The 17,136-nt window shown below is 60.8% G+C and carries 10 protein-coding genes and 1 pseudogene; 6 read left to right on the top strand and 5 right to left on the bottom strand.

Annotation, left to right across the window (positions count from 1 at the left end; genetic code table 11):
• Positions 1–2: 2 nt before the first annotated feature.
• The 5 genes from ACVWYZ_RS02610 to ACVWYZ_RS02630 form a co-directional block, all read right to left on the bottom strand.
• The gene (locus ACVWYZ_RS02610; RefSeq protein ID WP_457465867.1) at positions 3–4,814 is read right to left on the bottom strand and encodes an alpha-2-macroglobulin family protein; all 4,812 of its coding nucleotides are present in this window, start codon (positions 4,812–4,814) and stop codon (positions 3–5) included.
• A 72-nt stretch (positions 4,815–4,886) separates the two neighbouring features.
• On the bottom strand, positions 4,887–6,113 hold the full coding sequence (locus ACVWYZ_RS02615; protein WP_457465868.1) for a type II secretion system F family protein: 1,227 nt from the start codon (positions 6,111–6,113) through the stop codon (positions 4,887–4,889).
• Between the two features lie 197 nt (positions 6,114–6,310).
• Positions 6,311–7,453, bottom strand: a complete 1,143-nt coding sequence (locus ACVWYZ_RS02620) for a type IV pilus twitching motility protein PilT (RefSeq protein ID WP_238376760.1) — start codon at positions 7,451–7,453, stop codon at positions 6,311–6,313.
• Positions 7,454–7,584: 131 nt separating this feature from the next.
• A complete protein-coding gene (locus ACVWYZ_RS02625; RefSeq protein ID WP_457465870.1) occupies positions 7,585–9,645 on the bottom strand; it encodes a GspE/PulE family protein in 2,061 nt (686 codons plus the stop codon).
• Positions 9,646–9,801: 156 nt separating this feature from the next.
• The gene (locus tag ACVWYZ_RS02630) at positions 9,802–11,439 is read right to left on the bottom strand and encodes an acetolactate synthase large subunit (RefSeq protein WP_457465872.1); all 1,638 of its coding nucleotides are present in this window, start codon (positions 11,437–11,439) and stop codon (positions 9,802–9,804) included.
• Positions 11,440–11,616: 177 nt separating this feature from the next.
• On the opposite strand from ACVWYZ_RS02630, the gene ACVWYZ_RS02635 reads away from it, so the two are divergent.
• From ACVWYZ_RS02635 to map, 6 genes and pseudogenes are all read left to right on the top strand, one after another.
• Positions 11,617–12,669 carry a dipeptide epimerase gene (locus tag ACVWYZ_RS02635; protein ID WP_457465874.1) on the top strand — a complete coding sequence of 351 codons (1,053 nt, stop codon included), beginning with the start codon at positions 11,617–11,619 and terminating at the stop codon, positions 12,667–12,669.
• Entirely contained in the window at positions 12,669–13,730 is a 1,062-nt protein-coding gene (locus tag ACVWYZ_RS02640) for a DUF1611 domain-containing protein (RefSeq protein WP_414383856.1), read from the top strand. The genes ACVWYZ_RS02635 and ACVWYZ_RS02640 overlap by 1 nt, the downstream gene beginning before the upstream one ends.
• A gap of 203 nt (positions 13,731–13,933) precedes the next feature.
• Positions 13,934–15,116, top strand: a pseudogene (locus ACVWYZ_RS02645) (RNA-guided endonuclease InsQ/TnpB family protein).
• A 167-nt stretch (positions 15,117–15,283) separates the two neighbouring features.
• Complete coding sequence (locus ACVWYZ_RS02650) at positions 15,284–15,433, top strand: hypothetical protein (protein ID WP_457388187.1); 150 nt, start codon at positions 15,284–15,286, stop codon at positions 15,431–15,433.
• 139 nt (positions 15,434–15,572) lie between these two features.
• On the top strand, positions 15,573–16,148 hold the full coding sequence (locus ACVWYZ_RS02655; RefSeq protein WP_457465876.1) for a DUF2062 domain-containing protein: 576 nt from the start codon (positions 15,573–15,575) through the stop codon (positions 16,146–16,148).
• A gap of 195 nt (positions 16,149–16,343) precedes the next feature.
• Positions 16,344–17,132 carry a type I methionyl aminopeptidase gene (map, locus tag ACVWYZ_RS02660; RefSeq protein ID WP_414342345.1) on the top strand — a complete coding sequence of 263 codons (789 nt, stop codon included), beginning with the start codon at positions 16,344–16,346 and terminating at the stop codon, positions 17,130–17,132.
• The last annotated feature ends 4 nt before the right edge of the window (positions 17,133–17,136 follow it).

Genomic DNA, 17,136 nt, shown 5'->3' on the forward strand with positions numbered 1-17,136 from the left:
ATTCAAGGGAGAACTTCGAGGGAGTAAGCGGCGCTGCGGCCATAGCGGCTGGGGTCGTACATTTCTTCTGCCAAAGCAGGAGCCACCTGGAATTGGCCGGGGATCTCCGGACGGAAGAGATAGACAAACTCATGGCGACCCTGCTTGAGCTCGGTGCTGAAAAAGGCCACGCGGTCATCCCGATTCTCTTGGCGGGTCCAAAACCAGTCCCACCAGTAGTCTGGGGCCAAGCCGGTGAACTCTCGCGGATCCTGGGAGGTGATCTCGGCGCCGCTGGGCAGGGGATCCTCGACCACCACGTAGTGGCTGTCCCGCTCGGCTTCCACCGTCAACCGGGCCAGGAGGATTTCTCCGGCCCTTACTGTGTCGCCAGGGCGCAGCGGCTGCTCTCGGTAGCGGATCTTCCCGTTGGGTTGGAGCTGGGGCTGTAGGCGGAAGTAGCTGCGGCTCACCGCAAAGCCTTGGGCTTGAGAGGGCAGAGGGTTGGGGACGAAGGCTTCTCCCCTCAAGCTGTAGTAAAGGGGGCCGGGGCCGGACTTTTCCAGGCGCAGGCTGCTCAGGTTCCCCACTTCTGCGTCAGCCCAATCCAGCCCATAGCGGGGATCCGCAGGGCCGGCCTGCCAGCGATCAAGAAGGGATCCGGTTGTCCCATCCAACACCCGCACCTCGCCGGGGCCGGGAAGCTGCTGCTGCTGGGCTTGGTAGTAGGCGGACAGGCCGAGGAGAGCATCGGCGGTGGCTTTGGTGGTGCGCCAGCGGTTGTTTTGCCGCTGTTGGAGAAGGGCATCGGCAATCTGGGCAGCCCGGTCATCCTGCAAGCGAACGGCCAATTGCAAAAGCGGGCCGGCCACCTCCATGTCGTCGTAGGTGGAGCGCTCTTGGGTCGCACGAGTTGGAGCAGCCGGGATAAACCAGCGCCCTTGGGGATCCTGTTGCCGCCGCTCCAGAACCTCATCCAGGGCTGCCTGGGCAAGATCCCTCTGGCCCAGTTGCAGGGCAGCCAGGCCATGGTAGGCCAGGCCAAAGGTGGAAAGCTGGGCCGGCGGCGGCAGGTCGGCAGTTACCAAAGCGGGATCCCAGAGGGCCAGGCTGTAGGCGACAAAAGCCTGCAGATCCGGGGAGAGGGCTTGTGGCTGGGCCAGTTGAGCGGCCAGATAGTCCAAGGCCTGCCGCACCCGCCACTCTTTGAGGGCATAGCCAGCAGCTTGGGCAAGGTGATACCCCTGCAGGATGTATCCGGTCAGATAGGGGTTGCTCCGGTCATGGGCCCACCAGCCCCAGCCCCCATCGTAGTTCTGGGATCCCTCCAGTCGCTGCAAGCCGGATCGAAGCACTCGAGGCAGCCGCTCCAGGGTTTGCGAGCGCAGGTTCAAGCCCAACTGCTCGCTGACTTGGGCGACGGCTAGGGCGGGCAAGAAGCGACTCAGGGTTTGCTCGGTGCAGCCGTAGGGGAACTTCACCAGGTAATCCAGCGGCCCCAGCAGGGTTGCTGCCGGGCTGGCAGCCAGTTCCAGATGTAGCTGCCGGGATCCCGGCACCCAGGTGGCGGGCCAATCCAGCGGCAACTCCAGACTGCCAGACTCCCCTTCACGCAAGCCAGACGGGGTTCCCAGTTGGCCCACTTGGGAGAAGCGATGCGCCGCCCCAAAGGGCTGGCTGGGGATCTGCAGTTGCAATGCATCTTTCAGCCCATTCCCTTCCGCCCAGACCCGCAGAGAGGTATCTCCGGCCCCCAGAACCTGGAGAGGCCATTCCACCCGCCCCGCTCCTTGGGCCGGCACGGTGAGGCGTTGTCGTTCCGGGCCTTGCAATTTCAAGATCCCACCGGCAGGAACAGGAACTTCCAGCCGCACCTCCACCGCTTGGGCTTGACCCGTGCGGTTTTGCACAATGGCCGCCAAGGTGAGCTGATCCCCCACCCGGAAAAAGCGGGGAGCGGCCAAGCGCACCAACAGGTCTTTGCTGACTGAGACCGTGGCAAGAGCGGATCCCACCTGGGTGTCGGCAGTGGCAGCGCGGGCGGTCAAGCGCCAGGTGGTCAGGTTGTCGGGCCAACGCACCTGTACCTGAGCCAGGCCATCGGCATTGGTGACCAGATCCGGAAACCAGGCGGCGGTATCGCGAAAGTCTTCCCGCACTTGGCCGGCCAGCTTGTCAGCACCGCCGGGATATTGCTGAGGGAAAGAGGTAGTGGTGGTAACTTGGTTGTACTGGCGCCCATAGAAGAAGCGGCGAATATCCGGGGTGAAGTCGGGTCGCAATAGGTAGAGGGCATTGTCCACAATCCCCAGACCCACCTCGGCGCTCACCGGCTGCCCTTGGGCATCGCGGGTGCGGATTTGGATTTGGGCGGTCTCGCCCGGTCGATAGGTGGGTTTATCGGTTTGCAGCTCCACCTGCAAAAAGCGATCCAAGGGGGAGACCCGCAGCAGGGCCTCGCTTCGGTACAGCCGCCGCTCTGGGCCGATGGCAGTGGCAGTGACGTAGAGATTGGGACGATAGTCGCCGCGGATGGGCAGCCGCAGCGTGGCCGTATGCCCCTGGAGACGCAGCACCTGCACCTGGTGCAGCCGGGATCCCTCAATGCCCACCAGCACCGCCACATCCGGCAGCGGCGAGACTATCAGGATCTGGGCCTCTTCCCCCACCTGGTAGATCTGCCGATCCGCCACCACTTCCAGGCTGGGCAGGGATCCCCAACTTTGTAGGGGGCTGCCCGGCTCCACCACCCAGAGATAGTCCACCTCCTGCACCCGTTCGCGCCAGCGGTGCGGAGCACTTTGACGGCGGGGATCCCATGCCGTCAACCGCACCCGGTAGTCTCCCGGCTCCAGGTCGGCGGGCAGGTGGAGGTCGAGGCTGCCTTCCCCGTTGACAATCTGAAAAGGCTGCCGCAGCAGGGTACCTTGCCGTTGGTAGGTGTTGCTCTTGGGATCCCAGCGCCAGCGCTCCAGGCTCAGCTCTCCGGTGGCGCTGACGGGGCGGCCATCGTAATCGCGGGCTTGCAGCCGGTAGGTGAGGGTATCCCCCGGAGCGGGCAGGTGGCGGTCGGCCTCGGCAAAGAGGGCAAATTCGCCAGCCGTGACCCAGGCCCGCGCCGTTCCGGTCACGGTGCGACGGCTGATGTCGGTCACCTCCACCTCGATGCGCAACTGCTGCACCTCTTGGGGGCCCCAGTAGCTGTCTTCTTCCCAGTTGAGATCCTGCAGCAGGCGATCCAGGCGAAACTCCGCCCGCCCTTGGGCATCCGTCACCCCTTCCCCTTCCGCCACCAACTGGCCGTAGCCGCCGTAGTAGCCCTGCTCCTCTCCCAGGTCGTCGGCGAAATAGTCTTCCTCGGCAGAACGGGGCAACAGCCCATAGCGCAGGCTCCAGTCGGGGCTGCTGTAAACTCGGTAGCGGAGCTGGGCAGCGGCCACCGGCGCGCCGAAAAGATACTCGGCCTCCACCTGCACCTTCAGGGATCCCCCCCGCACCAGCCAAGGTCGGTCGGGCACCACCGCCACCTCAAACTCCGGCTTGCGGTAGGCTTCCACCTGAAAAGAGGTGTATTCGCCGCTGGATCCCTGCGGCCCTGACACCTGCCACTCCAGGCCGTAGCTGCCCAGGGACGCTTCTTCTGGCAGTTGAAACTCCCCATGGACACTGCCAAAAGCATTGGTGGCCAGGGTTTGTTCGCTCAACACATCCCCGTTGGGGGCCGTAAGGGTCAGTTGCACTGCTTGTCCTGGGGGGGGCGGCGTGAGGCGGGTTTGCTCTCGCACCAGGGCGCGGAAATAGACGGTTTGGCCAGGGCGGTAGAGGGGACGATCCGTGTAGGCGTAGATCCGGTGGGGCTGGTTCCAGCCATAGGCATAGCTGCGGGACAAAGCCTGTAATGTGCTGTCGGCACTGCGGCCATAGACCACCAGGGAAGAACCCTCTCTCGCCGGCAGGCCAAAGCGGGCCAGCCCCTCTGCATCGGTGGTGGCCGTCAGGGGATCCCCCCACTCCCCGAAAACTTGGATCTGGATCCCGGCCAGGGGACGCAGCTCCCGCAGGTGCACCGCCTGCACCACCAACTGGCTGGCATCCTGCTTCTGGATGAGGCCGAGATCGCTCACCAAAAACCAATGGTCGAAACGGGGCAAGGGTGCAGCCGCATTCAGCGGCTCCCGGCCCTCCGCCTCCACCCAGTAGGCCCCCGGCGGCAGGATCCCCAGCTCCAAGGTTTGGGCTGTCCACCCCTCTCCCGCTCGTCGTGGCACCGGCTGCTGCCAACTGCGCACAAGCTCCCGCCGCAGGGTGGGATACAGAGCCGGATCCAAGGATCCATAGCCGGCATCCGCCAAATCTCGCAAGAGAGGGGATCCCTGCAGCTCTGTTAGGGAAAAGCGATAGAGGCTGAGCTGCACCGAGCCCAGGCTGGTGGCCCGCCACTGCAGCCGCGCCGGTTCTGCGGTCGTGAACACCTGGCTGGTGCTGTAGAGATGGAGACCGGGGGGGACAAGCTGAGGGCGCAAGGTGGGGATCCGAACCGTTGCCCCCTCCCGCACCAGAACGGATCCCTCGCTGCCCACCGTTTCCAGGCCGCTCCCCTGCACCGTCACCTGGTATTCCCCAACAGGCAATCGATCCAAGCGATATTCGCCATCTGCGGTCAAGCTGGCGCTGCGCGTGACCGGGCCGGCTGCAATGATCTGCACATCCCCAGGCGGAGCCTCTGCCGGCAGCTCCACCCGTCCCGCCAGGGATCCCGTCGGCTGTTCGGAAAGCAAAACTGCCAACCCTACCCCCAAAAACACCACTAGGGCCGCTAACCATCGCCTCAGCATGGGATCCCTTTCCTTTGTTGCTCCTACCCTGTGCCCTGGCCGCCCTGGGGGTTCAAGGGTCAGCCCAATCCACTACTTCACCAACTCGAACACGTTGAACATGGGCATGTACATGGCCACGATAATGCAGCCCACCATACCGCCCAGGATCACGATCATCAACGGCTCCAGCAGGCTGGTGAGGGCGCGTACCGCCTCCTCCACCTCCAGCTCGTAGAAATCCGCCGTCTTCATCAGCATCGCGTCCAGCTCCCCTGTCTCTTCCCCCACGCTGATCATCTGAATGGCCATGACTGGGAAGACCTTGGCCTTGCCCAGAGCAGGGGCAATCTGCCCTCCCTCTGAGATGGATTGGCGGGCGGCGTCAATGGCGTTGGCCACCACCTGGTTGCCGGAGGTGTCGCGCACAATTTCCAAGGAAGTCAGCACCGGCACCCCGGAGCGGGTGAGAGCGCCAAAGGTGCGGCAGAAGCGAGCCACCGCCGACTTCTGGATCAGATCCCCGAAGGTAGGGAGCTTGAGGGCCAGCGCGTCGATGGTCTCCTTGCCGGCAGGGGTGCGGTAAAAGCGCCGGAAAGCAAAATAGACGGCCCCTAGAAAGCCCACCAGCCCCAAGCTGTACTGGGGCGTGCGCAGGAACTTGCTGATGTTGATGAAAAACTGGGTAAAGCCGGGCAGCTCCCCACCCAAGTCGTTGTAGATGCTCTCAAACGTGGGCAAGATGAACAGCACCATGCCCAAGAAAATCAAGACAGCCAAGATCGTCACCACCACTGGGTAGGTCATGGCTGACTTGATCTGCTTCTGCAGGCGATCCATGTCCTCCAGCAGCTTGGCCAGGCGGTTGAGCACTTCGTCCAGCACGCCGCCCACCTCCCCCGCCTGCACCATGCTGCAGTAGAGGCCGTCGAAGGCGTCGGGATAAGGGCGGATGGAGTCGGAGAGGTTTTTCCCCGCCTCCACCTCCGCTCGGATAGCCCGCAGGTACTTTTTGAGTTTGCGGTTGCTGGTTTGCTCCTCCATGATGGTGAGAGAGCGCACCATCGACACGCCAGCGTTGATCAAGGCAGCAAATTGCCGGGAGAACACTGCCTTGTCGCGAATGTCGATGGATCCCAGCATCGACAAATCGAAAGACGTCTCCAAGGAGAAAAAGGGCTTTTCTTCCTGAATGTCTTCCTGTTTGGCAAAAATCCCGTCTCGGCGCAGCCGTGCACGAACTTCGGTCAAGCTGTTGGCCACCACCGTCAGGCGTACCGGCTGACCGGCCTTTAACCCCCGAACCTTATAGCGCGGCATGGCTGTACCCCCGGCTAGATCGCTCTAAATAACGAAATGGCTTTAAATGTTTCGCAGGTGCAAAAGAGAAGTCAGCCCAAACCTTGGGCAGATCAACAATCTCTCAGCTAGAGCTTAGCCACAAATCAAGTCAGCGGCTAGAGATCGGCAATGAACCCTCACCCCGGGATCCCAGCACTGCCTGGTGGCAACGAGGTTTAGCGACGGGCGGCAACTGCTGCTGGCCGCTGTTGTTGGGCAGCCGCGGCTGGCGAGGGCCCGGTAACGTTGCCCAAAAGCCGCTGCAGCTCTTCAGGGCGAGAGGTCTTAGACATGGCCGTATCGAAGTCGATCTTGCCCTGTAGGTAAAGGTTAGCCAGATCTTGCTCCAGCGTTTTCATGCCCTGCTTGCCCCCCGTCTGGATAGCCGAGTAGATCTGGGCCGTTTTGCCCTCCCGAATCAGGTTGGCAATGGCCGGCGTCACTACCATGATCTCCTGCACCAGCACCCGTCCAGGCTCTCCCGGTTTGGGGTTAAGGCGGCGGGCCAAAGTTTGCGAGAAGACGGCCTTGAGGGAGTTGGAGAGCTGCACGCGAATCTGCTGCTGTTGCTCGGGCGGAAACACATCCACCAAGCGATCCACCGTCTGGGCAGCAGAACTGGTGTGTACCGTGGCAAAGCAGAGGTGGCCCGTCTCGGCGGCGGTAATGGCCAACTGGATGGTCTCCAGATCCCGCATCTCCCCGATCAGGATCACATCCGGATCCTCCCGCATCGCTGCCCGCAGGGCATTGGCAAAACTCTTGGTGTCTTCCCCCAGTTGCCGCTGGTGGATGATGCTGCGAATGGGGGTGTAGATATACTCAATGGGATCCTCGATGGTGAGGATGTGCTCGGCCCGTTCGCGGTTGATCATGTCGATCATGGAAGCCAGCGTAGTGGATTTGCCAGATCCCGTTGGGCCGGTTACCAGCACCAAGCCCCGCGGCAGGCGAGCTGCTTCCTTACACACATCCGGCAGGCCCAGCTTGTCGATGTTGGGGATCTCAGAAGCCAGGGCCCGCATGGCGCAAGCATAGGTGCCGCGATCGCGGTAGACGTTCACGCGGAAGCGCCCGATCCCCCGCACCCCATAGGAGCAGTCCAATTCCCAGTTTTGCTCCAGCTGCTTGCGCTGGTTGTTGTTCAGCATGCTGAAGATCAACCGCTGCACCTCCTCTGCCGAGAGAGGCTCATGCTCTGTCGGCTCAAGGTGACCATTGATGCGGAAGTAGGGGGGCAAACCCGCCGAGATATGAATGTCGGAACCGCCCTTTTGGACGATTGCTTCCATGAGGTCTTCGATCATCAGTTGGGGCATAGGGTTGGGTTCTCCAAAGGCGAGTAGAACTGTCTATCAAAAGAGCCGCCGGCCAAAGCCATGTGAGAAAGGCAACTGTATAGGAGTGTTATAGTCGGCACCCCAACATCGTCAAGTGCCAAGCCGACTTCCTAAAACTTCGGGGTCAGGCAATAGGGGCAGTCCATCCAGTCCACATGCAAGGCCGCGCCACAGTTGCGGCAGGTGCTGAGAGCCTTGGCACGGGCCTTCAGCTCGCTTTCCAGACCCTTGTCGGTGAGGGTCACCCGATCCACCTCCTCCAGCGTGGTGAGGCCCTGCTTCACCAGCATCAAACTGTAGGCCAGCAGGGTTTTCATGCCACTTTCCACCGCCGCTTCTTTGATCACCTCCGTGGGGGCCTCTTTGTTGATCAAGTCCGCAAGGCGGTCGTTCATGCGCATGAACTCGTACACCCCTACCCGACCTTTGTAGCCCACGCCCCCACAGTTCTCGCAGATGGGCTTGCCGGTGGCCTTGCGCTGCTCCACTTCTTTGGGGGAGAGCTTGTTGGCTTTGTAGAAGGTGAGCTGCTCGCCGTCGCCACTGAGGGTAAGGCCATAGCGGGCCAGCTCCTCCGGCGTGGGGTGGTAGGGGATCCGACATTCGGTACACACTCGGCGCATCAAGCGCTGAGCCAGCACCCCCAGCAACGAGCTGGAGATCATAAATGGCTCGATCCCCATCTCCGTCAGACGGGCAATGGCACCGGGGGCATCGTTGGTGTGCAGGGTGGTCAACACCAGGTGGCCGGTGAGGGAGGCTTCGATGGCGGTTTTGGCCGTCTCGTGGTCGCGGGTTTCCCCCACCAGGATCACATCCGGGTCTTGCCGCAAGAAAGCGCGCAGGATCATGGCAAAGTCCATGCCCTTTTCTCGGATCACCTGCACCTGGGTGATCCCCGGCAGGGAGTATTCGATGGGATCCTCGGCGGTGCTGATGTTGATGCCGGGATCGTTCACTTCTGCCAGCGCCGAGTAGAGGGTGGTGGTTTTCCCGGATCCCGTTGGCCCAGTTACCAGGATTAGGCCAAAGGGTCGCCTGACAATCTCCTTGAAGCTTTCCAAGGTCTCTGGGTCGGTGATCAGCTTGTCCAGCCCCAGTTGGGTGGCGGAGTTGTCCAGAACCCGCAGCACGATCTTCTCCCCATAGCGGGAGGGCAGGGTGCTGACCCGGAAGTCCACCTTGCGCCCCTTGAAGACCCGCCGAATCCGCCCATCCTGGGGCATGCGCCGCTCGGCAATGTTCAAATTGGACATGATTTTGAAGCGAGCGGTGAGGGCAGGGACGATCTTCTTGGGAAAGTTTTCAAAAGCCTGCCGCAACACCCCATCTTTGCGGAAGCGGATGCGCAGGTATTCTTCTTGTGGCTCGATGTGGATGTCAGACGCCCCGTCCTGCAGGGCCTTGACCAGGATCTGGTTGGACAGTTTAATAATCGGGGCATCATCTGCCGATTTGACCTGCTGCTCCAGGGATCCCTCGCCGACCTCATCGGCAGCCACATCCTCAATAGCATCCAGATCGATTTCGGCGGTATTGACCACCACCTCTTCTTCCTGCTGGGCAACAGCGTCGTTGATCCCTTTAACAGCAAGTAAATCCGCCTGCACATCCATGTAGCGGTTGATCAGGGTCTCGAAATCCCGCTGGGTGAAGACCCGCCGCTGCAGCTTCAGCCCTTGGATGCGAAAGCGCCGTTGAATGTCGTCCAGTGCCTGCAGGTTGTCTGGCTTGACCATCGCCACCGTCACTTGGTTATCCTGGCGGCGAATGGGCAAGAACTTGTAGCGGTTGCAGATGTCGAGGGGCAAGATCGAGTCGATCAGCCCAATCATCTCGGAGATCTCCATCGGCTCCAGGTCGACATCCAGGGAGGGGATCCCGTAGATGATTTTCAGTTCAAAGAGCTGCTGCCGTTTGTAAGCCCGCTCCAGGTCAGGGGTGATCTCTTTGCCCACGATATCCTTGACCACCAGAGCCAGGGCCTTGCTGTTGCCCTCTCGATCCGCTTTGAGGGCGTTTTGGATGTCCTGGATCTGCTTATCGTCGGCAAAGCCCAGCTCCTTTAACTTGCGGCCAAAGGGGGTAATGCTGACGTTGGCGATGGCCAGAGCTTTGCTGGCAGCGCCGGCGCGGCGCGAGGTAAAGGGAGGGGAAGGAAGATCGCTCATGCTGGCGGGTCACCCACAATGCCTCTATTTCACTGCACTTGGCTGCTAAGGGTCAACGGTAAAGATACATAAGTCTGGACTTCCCAGAGGCCGCCAACCCTGGGCTTACTATGCCCCAACTCGGCTCAAATCTCGCATTCACATCCATCTCGTCCCCTAAGCCTCGCAGACCAACGCTTGCGACCGCTGGGTTAGGTAAAGGTTTTCGCTGTAATCGACAGGGCAGTCGATGAGGGTGGGCACCGGCTGCTCGAGGGCCTGCTTCAGGATGGGGATCAGCTCGGCAGCCTTTTCGACACGGTAGCCCTTGAGGCCCATGCTCTCCGCCAGCTTAACGAAGTCTGGATTGCCGAACTTGACGAAAGCAGCCTCGCCATACTGGTTGTGTTGCTTCCACTCGATCAGCCCATAGCCGCCATCGTTGAAGATGAGGGTGACAAAGGGAGTGCCCACCCTGAGGGCAGTTTCCAGCTCTTGGCAGTTCATCATGAACCCTCCATCTCCGGTTACGGCCACGATGCGCCGGTCGGGATGCACCAATTTGGCGGCCAAGGCCCCCGGAATGGCGATGCCCATGGCGGCAAAGCCGTTGGAGATGAGACAGGTGTTGGGTTTGTCACAGTGGTAGAGGCGGGCCATCCACATCTTGTGGGCGCCGACATCGGAGATGACGATGTCTTCGGGTTCCAGGACTTGGCGCAGGTCGTAGATCAGCTTTTGGGGCTTGATCGGGTAGCTCTGATCCTGGGCATAGCAGGTGTACTCGCGGACGATGTTCTGCCGCAGGCTGATGCCATAGGGATCCGGCTTGCCCGTGCGATCGCAGCGGCGCAGGATCTCCATCAGGGAGTCGGAAATGTCTCCCACCACCTCTACTTTCGGGATGTAGCTGCTGTCGATTTCAGCCGGCAGGGCGGCGATGTGAACGATGGGGATGGTGCCGTCGGGATTCCATTTCTTGGGGGAGTACTCGATGAGGTCGTAGCCGACGGCGATCAACAGATCGGTTCGGTCGAAACCACAACTGACCAGATCCCGCTGCTGTAGGCCAACGGCCCACAAGGACAAGGGGTGGGTGTAGGGGATCACTCCTTTGCCCATGAAGGTGTTGACCACGGGGATGTTCAAGCGGGTGGCAAATTCCGTGAGGGCGCTGCTGGCTTGGGCGCGAATGGCCCCATTGCCGGCCAAAATCAAGGGGTTGCGGGCGCGGGAGATCAGGGACGCCGCTTCGTTCAGGCTTTGATAGGAGGCGTAGGTTTTGTCCAGGCGATCTCTCCTCAAGGGAGTGCCGCTGGCTTCCATGGCGGCGATGTTTTCCGGCAAGTCGATGTGGACGGCCCCGGGCTTCTCGGTTTGGGCCAATTTGAAAGCCTTGCGCACGATCTCCGGGGTGATGCTGGGGCGCACGATCTGGGCATTCCACTTGGTGACGGGGGCAAACATGGCCACCAAATCCAGGTATTGATGGGATTCGATGTGCATGCGGTCGGTGCCGACTTGGCCGGTGATGGCCACTAGGGGTGCTCCATCCAGGTTGGCATCGGCAACTCCGGTCATCAGGTTGGTGGCGCCCGGCCCCAAGGTGGAGAGACACACCCCCGCTCTGCCCGTCAGCCGGCCATAGACATCGGCCATGAAGGCGGCCCCCTGTTCGTGGCGGGTGGTGATAAAGCGAATTGAGGAGCGGCGCAGGGCTTGCAGGACTTCCAGGTTTTCTTCGCCAGGAACGCCGAAGATGTACTGCACCCCCTCATTTTCCAGGCAGCGAACCAGCAGCTCGGCGGTATTCATGTGGCAAGGGTATGGAGAACGGTGGATCTGGATCCCACCATAGACGGCGGACGGGGCAAGGGATAACTTGTTTTCTGGGCTTGGGGACGGGGGCAGGCTGGGCTGGGAACCAAGCTAAGCTCAAAGGGGCGGCCCAGGCCCAATTGCCCCTCCAAGCTTCCTCTTCTGGAGATGCCCATGCGGCTCTACGTCGAACCTTTCACCGTTCACAAGCGCTACGCCTTGACCATCAGCCGAGGTACCCACAGCGAGACAACCCTGGCTTGGGTGCGAATTGAGGAGGAGGGAGTTGAAGGGTGGGGAGAGGCTTGCCCTTTTTCGGTGAGCGACGACTACCACCAGTCTCTGGACGACATCCTGATGGGCTTGGACGTGGCCAAAGGGATCCTGCGCCGCCATTCCCCCTGGGAGCGACAGCCAATCGAGGCAGAACTGCTGCGGGCCGGGATCCCTTCGGCAGCGCGGGCAGCGGTGGATATGGCCCTGCACGATTGGATGGGCAAACGGCTAGGGAGGCCCCTGTGGCAGTTGTGGGGGCTGGATCGCTCCCGCATTCCGCCCACGACGATGACGATCGGCATCTCCACCCCGCAGGCGGCCCGCCAGCGCGCCTTGGCCTGGATGGAACAGACCCAAGCGCGGGCCTTTAAGATCAAGCTGGGCAGCGGCTCAGGACTGATGGCGGATCAGAACATGCTGATTGCTGTACAAGAGGTGATCCCGCTGGGATCCCTGATTACGGTAGATGCCAACGGCGCTTGGACGGTGGAGCAAACCCTGAGCATGAGCAACTGGCTGGCGGGGCAAGGGGTGAGCTACCTGGAGCAGCCTTTGGAGAGGGGGCAGGAAGCGAAGCTGATCACCCTCTGGCACGAGTCGAAGCTGCCCATTTTTGTGGATGAGAGCTGTATGGACAGCCGCGATATCCCCCCTCTGGTGGATCGCGTCCACGGGATCAACATTAAGCTGATGAAGTGCGGAGGCCTCAGCGAAGCCTGGCGCATGATCCACACCGCCAAAGCCCACGGCCTACAGGTGATGTTGGGCTGCTACAGCAACACAGCCCTGGGGAATACGGCGGCGGCCCACTTGGCTCCCCTGGTGGATTACCTGGACTTGGATAGCCACCTCAACCTCATCGACGATCCCTTTGCCGGGGCCATCCTGCAGGACGGCTGCCTGCTCCCCACCGACCGACCGGGTTTGGGGGTAGAGCTGCGGGAGGAATAATGGGAAGGCCGGAATCCCTGTCCAGCGAAAGTCGCGTGGCCATCCTGCTCCACGGGGGGTTGCTGGGGGAGCATGGGAAAACGGGGCTGGGGCTGCTGCGCTACGGCTCTTTCCCGGTGGTGGCGGTGATCGACCGGGAGCAGGCGGGGGGATCCCTGGCCCATCTGACCGGAATTGCCAAAGACATCCCCATCGTGGCCTCGGTGGAGGAGGCGCTGGCCCACCGGCCTGAAGTTCTGGTGATTGGGATCGCCCCTTCAGGGGGGCAGTTGCCGCCAGCATGGCGGGAGGAGTTGGGCCTGGCCCTGCGAGCTGGCCTGTCTCTGGTGAATGGGCTGCACACGCCTTTGGCCGAGGATCCCCAGTTTCGGCAGTGGTTGCAGCCGGGGGCCTGGATCTGGGATATTCGCCGCGAGCCCCCCAACCTGTCGGTGGGGAAAGCCCTGGCCCGCACCTTGCCCTGTAAACGGGTGTTGACGGTGGGCACCGACATGAGCGTGGGCAAAATGTCCACCAGCTTGGAGCTGCACCGGGCCAGCCTGAGACGGGGCCTGCGCTCCCGCTTTTTGGCCACCGGGCAAACTGGGATCCTGATCGGCGGCGAGGGGATCCCTTTGGATGCGGTGCGGGTGGACTATGCCAGTGGGGCGGTGGAGCAACTGATCTTACGCTATGGCTCTGACCACGACATTCTGCATCTGGAAGGCCAGGGATCCCTGCTCAACCCCGCCTCTACGGCCACCTTGCCTCTGTTGCGTGGATCCCAGCCCACCCACCTTATCCTGGTACACCGCGCCGGCCAGACCCACATCAAGGGGATAGACTACGTGCCCATCCCGCCCTTACCCAAGGTGATCGAGCTGTATGAACAGGTGGCGGCAGCTGCCGGGGCCTTTGCCCCCGCGCCCGTGGTGGGGATTGCCCTCAATACCTTCGGCTGGGAGGAAGAAGCGGCCCTGGAGCAGATCCGCCGGGTGGAAGCCGAGACCGGACGGCCCTGTACGGATGTGGTGCGTTTTGGGGCAGATCCCTTGTTGGAGGCAATTTTGGCGGCAGGATAACTCAGCTTGCAGACAGCGGATCCACTCCCATTGTCCATCTGGGAAAAACTCATCATCTTCAACAGGTGAGCGATTCAGATGGTTCCCGGTGCCGTTGTCTTCTCTGAGATGCGATCTCCTCAGCTAGAAATCGCAGGAGCCCCGCACTGTACCCGTAGGGTCAGTGCCGGGAGGAATGCGCTTTGATGAAGTACAATGGACTTATGAGCCAAGTCCTGACCATATCCTGCAAGCTCAAGGTGTCCCAGTCGCAAGCCGCTAAATTGGACGCGACGATGGATGCCTTTGTGCAGGCACTGAACTGGGTCAACCAGAACACGCCGGAGAAGATCGTCAATGCGGTCAAACTGCAATCCCTTTGCTACTACGAGATTCGCGCCCGATTCGGCTTGTCCAGTAACTTGGCCCAACAGGTCTGCAGACGGCTGGCCGGCGCCCGCAAAGTGGCGAGACAGCGCAACCGTCCAGTTAAAGAGTTCAAGCGTAGGTTCGTTACCTACGACGCACGCATCTTCTCGTTCCGTCAAAAAGACTGGACGGTGTCGCTGACCACGGTGGAAGGGAGAGAACGCTTTGAACTGGCCATTGGCAACTACCAGCGTGGGATGCTGGCTGGTTCCAACCCCAAATCTGCCACCCTGGTCAAGCGCAAAGATGGCTCCTACTACATCCAGATTTGCGTAGAGGGAAAGCCACCCAAGCAACAAGATACCGACAAGGTGATCGGGGTGGACTTGGGAAGGACAGATATTAGAGGGGGACAACTGGAATGGACAGCAGTTGAACAGAGTCCGAGACCACTACTCCCGGTTGAGGGCGGTACTCCAACGCAAAGCCAGTAAGGGCACACGCAGTTCGCGGCGCAGATGCAGAGAACTGTTGCAACGGCTGTCTGGCAAGGAAAGACGCTTTCAAGTGTGGGTCAATCATCGCATCTCCAAAGCTATTGTCTCTAGGGCAAAGGCGACAAACAGCGCTATTGCTCTGGAAGACTTGACAGGGATTCGGGAAAGGGTCAATCAACAGCCACGCAGCAAAGCTGAACGGCGCAGGGCCAACAGTTGGGCGTTTTATCAACTCCGTCAATTTTTGGAGTACAAGGCTCTGCGTGCGGGGGTTGCTCTGATTCTTGTTCCGCCTGCCTACACGTCGCAGACCTGCCACCGGTGTTTGCACATCCATCCCGATCCTACGCAATCCTACCGCAGTGGCAAGTCGTTCAAGTGTGGGCACTGTGGATGGGAAGGAGATGCGGATTTGAATGGTGCGAATGTGATTGCGCTTTTGGGGGCTGCTGTAAACCAGCCTAGAGGTTCGTGGTTGGCTTGCCAACTGCAGGGCTACCGAAAGCCCGCCCTGTACTGCGAAGCAGTCAGGGTCGGGTAGTTTACCCAGGTATTCTCGATCCAAGTCGCTCCCATTGGCCGGGGGCCAGGAACTGGGCTTGCTCCGTGTTCAGAGAAGAGGCCTTCAATCTTCGGAAAGTAAGCCGATGGGTACACCTGCACAGCCAAGATGGGATCTTAGATTCACAGTCTTCCCCAGAACTCCAGATGACAACTCCCCCCGAAAAGCCTGATCCCAAAATGAAATCGGGATCCCTGCGATCCGGGCTGAACATTGCCCTGTTCCTATTCTTGGTGGTGCTGGTTTCCTACTTGGGTCTTAACTTCGTGCTGGCCTTGGTGGACAAGCTCAGGTGACCACTCCGTAAACCGATCCCCCGGCGTCACCCCGTTGCTGCTGGCCCGGATTTGCCAATGGCCCTTTGTCGCCAAGGGCAGGAAAGATACACTGGATTTACAGGACTTAACACCTTCTCTCAGTTGCCCCCTTGCCACCATGAGCCCCCTCTTTTGGTTGAGGCTGCCCTCTTTCTCCTGGCCTTCGCCGGGATCCCTTAAGCTTTATTCCAGATCCTACTCTGGATCTCAACCAGGGCCGACCCTAGCCCGCCGGGATCCTTCCTGGAAGCGTTGGCTGCGCTATCTTTATCTGCGCCTGTTGCGGCTGCAATCGTCGCCAAGAGAAATTGCCCGTGGCTTGGCGGTAGGGGTTTTTGCCGGCTGTTTCCCCATCTTCGGCTTTCAAACGTTGGCCGCTCTGGTGTTGGCTGTTCCGTTTCGGGGCAATAAGCTGGCGGCGGCGGCAGGAACCTGGGTGAGTAATCCCTTCACCTATGTGCCCATCTATGCATTCAACTACCAGGTGGGAGAATGGCTACTGGGATCCCCTTCCACAGAGCTGGTGGCGGCCACCTGGCAAAACTGGATGCAGTGGGGCTTGGAGATGTCGGGCACGCTGTTTGTCGGCTGTGCGTTTGTCGGTTTTTGGGGATCCCTTGTCAGCTATTTTCTGGGGCTGTGGTTGGTGCAGCGGATTCGTCGGCGGCAGAAAATGGCCGGCAGGGGTCTGTGAATGGGCGCAAGGCGATTCAGAATCCCAACTGAGAACCCAATCCTGGACAGTCTGCAGGTGCAGAGATCCATCCGTTTTCACAGAGCTTTTCACAGATAAGGTCTCATGATGGAAGACATGCGAGCGTTGTTGACAGACCTCAGCCGTCGCTCCCAGCGATGGGGGGAGCAGTTGGGATCCGCTTTGCAGACGGGTATGAACCAGCTCACGCAAGCCCCTCAGCCCATTGTGTTGCTCTCTTCACGGGAACTGGAGAAAATGCGGCGGGCTTGTCGCCTGGCAGCAGATCTGCTCAAGCACTTGGAGCCGATGGTGCGGCCAGGGGTCACCACCCAAGAGCTCAACGACGAGGCCGAGCGATGGACGCGGGCGCATGGGGCCAAAAGTGCCCCTTTGGGCTACCATGGCTTTCCCAAGTCCATCTGCACCAGCGTCAACCACGTGGTCTGCCACGGCATTCCCAGCCCCAAGCAGATCCTGCGAGAAGGCGACATCATCAACATCGATGTCACCCCGGTTTTGGATGGCTACCACGGCGATACCTCCAAAACCTTCTTTGTCGGACAGCCTTCTGAGCGGGCGCGGCGCCTGGTGGAGGTGACCGAAGAATGTCTGCGGCGGGGCATTGCTGCTGTAAAGCCGGGGGGGAGAGTCGGCGACATTGGCGCTGCCATTCAAGAATACGCCGAGGCCCAGGGCTACAGCGTAGTGCGGGATTTTGTCGGGCATGGGGTGGGACGGCAATTCCACACGGCCCCCCAGATCCCCCACTACGGCGAGCGAGGAAAAGGGGAGAAACTCCGCCCCGGCATGGTGTTCACCATCGAGCCGATGATCAACGAGGGCACCTGGGAGGTGAAGGTGCTCTCCGACGGGTGGACGGCGGTCACTTTGGATGGCAAGCTCTCGGCGCAATTTGAACATACAGTCGCCGTTACCGAAACCGGTGTAGAAATTTTAACCCTGCCTTCCCAAAGCCCTTGAGCCA

The sequence above is a fragment of the Thermostichus sp. MS-CIW-37 genome, assembly GCF_054060065.1.

Excerpts from the sequence above, each read along its gene's own strand:
- ACVWYZ_RS02630 (WP_457465872.1), bottom strand. The coding sequence starts at position 11,439 with ATGAATACCGCCGAGCTGCTGGTTCGCTGCCTGGAAAATGAGGGGGTG.
- ACVWYZ_RS02635 (WP_457465874.1), top strand. The coding sequence starts at position 11,617 with ATGCGGCTCTACGTCGAACCTTTCACCGTTCACAAGCGCTACGCCTTG.
- ACVWYZ_RS02640 (WP_414383856.1), top strand. The coding sequence starts at position 12,669 with ATGGGAAGGCCGGAATCCCTGTCCAGCGAAAGTCGCGTGGCCATCCTG.
- ACVWYZ_RS02615 (WP_457465868.1), bottom strand. The coding sequence starts at position 6,113 with ATGCCGCGCTATAAGGTTCGGGGGTTAAAGGCCGGTCAGCCGGTACGC.
- map (WP_414342345.1), top strand. The coding sequence starts at position 16,344 with ATGAACCAGCTCACGCAAGCCCCTCAGCCCATTGTGTTGCTCTCTTCA.
- ACVWYZ_RS02625 (WP_457465870.1), bottom strand. The coding sequence starts at position 9,645 with ATGAGCGATCTTCCTTCCCCTCCCTTTACCTCGCGCCGCGCCGGCGCT.
- ACVWYZ_RS02650 (WP_457388187.1), top strand. The coding sequence starts at position 15,284 with ATGACAACTCCCCCCGAAAAGCCTGATCCCAAAATGAAATCGGGATCC.
- ACVWYZ_RS02655 (WP_457465876.1), top strand. The coding sequence starts at position 15,573 with ATGAGCCCCCTCTTTTGGTTGAGGCTGCCCTCTTTCTCCTGGCCTTCG.
- ACVWYZ_RS02620 (WP_238376760.1), bottom strand. The coding sequence starts at position 7,453 with ATGCCCCAACTGATGATCGAAGACCTCATGGAAGCAATCGTCCAAAAG.
- ACVWYZ_RS02610 (WP_457465867.1), bottom strand. The coding sequence starts at position 4,814 with ATGCTGAGGCGATGGTTAGCGGCCCTAGTGGTGTTTTTGGGGGTAGGG.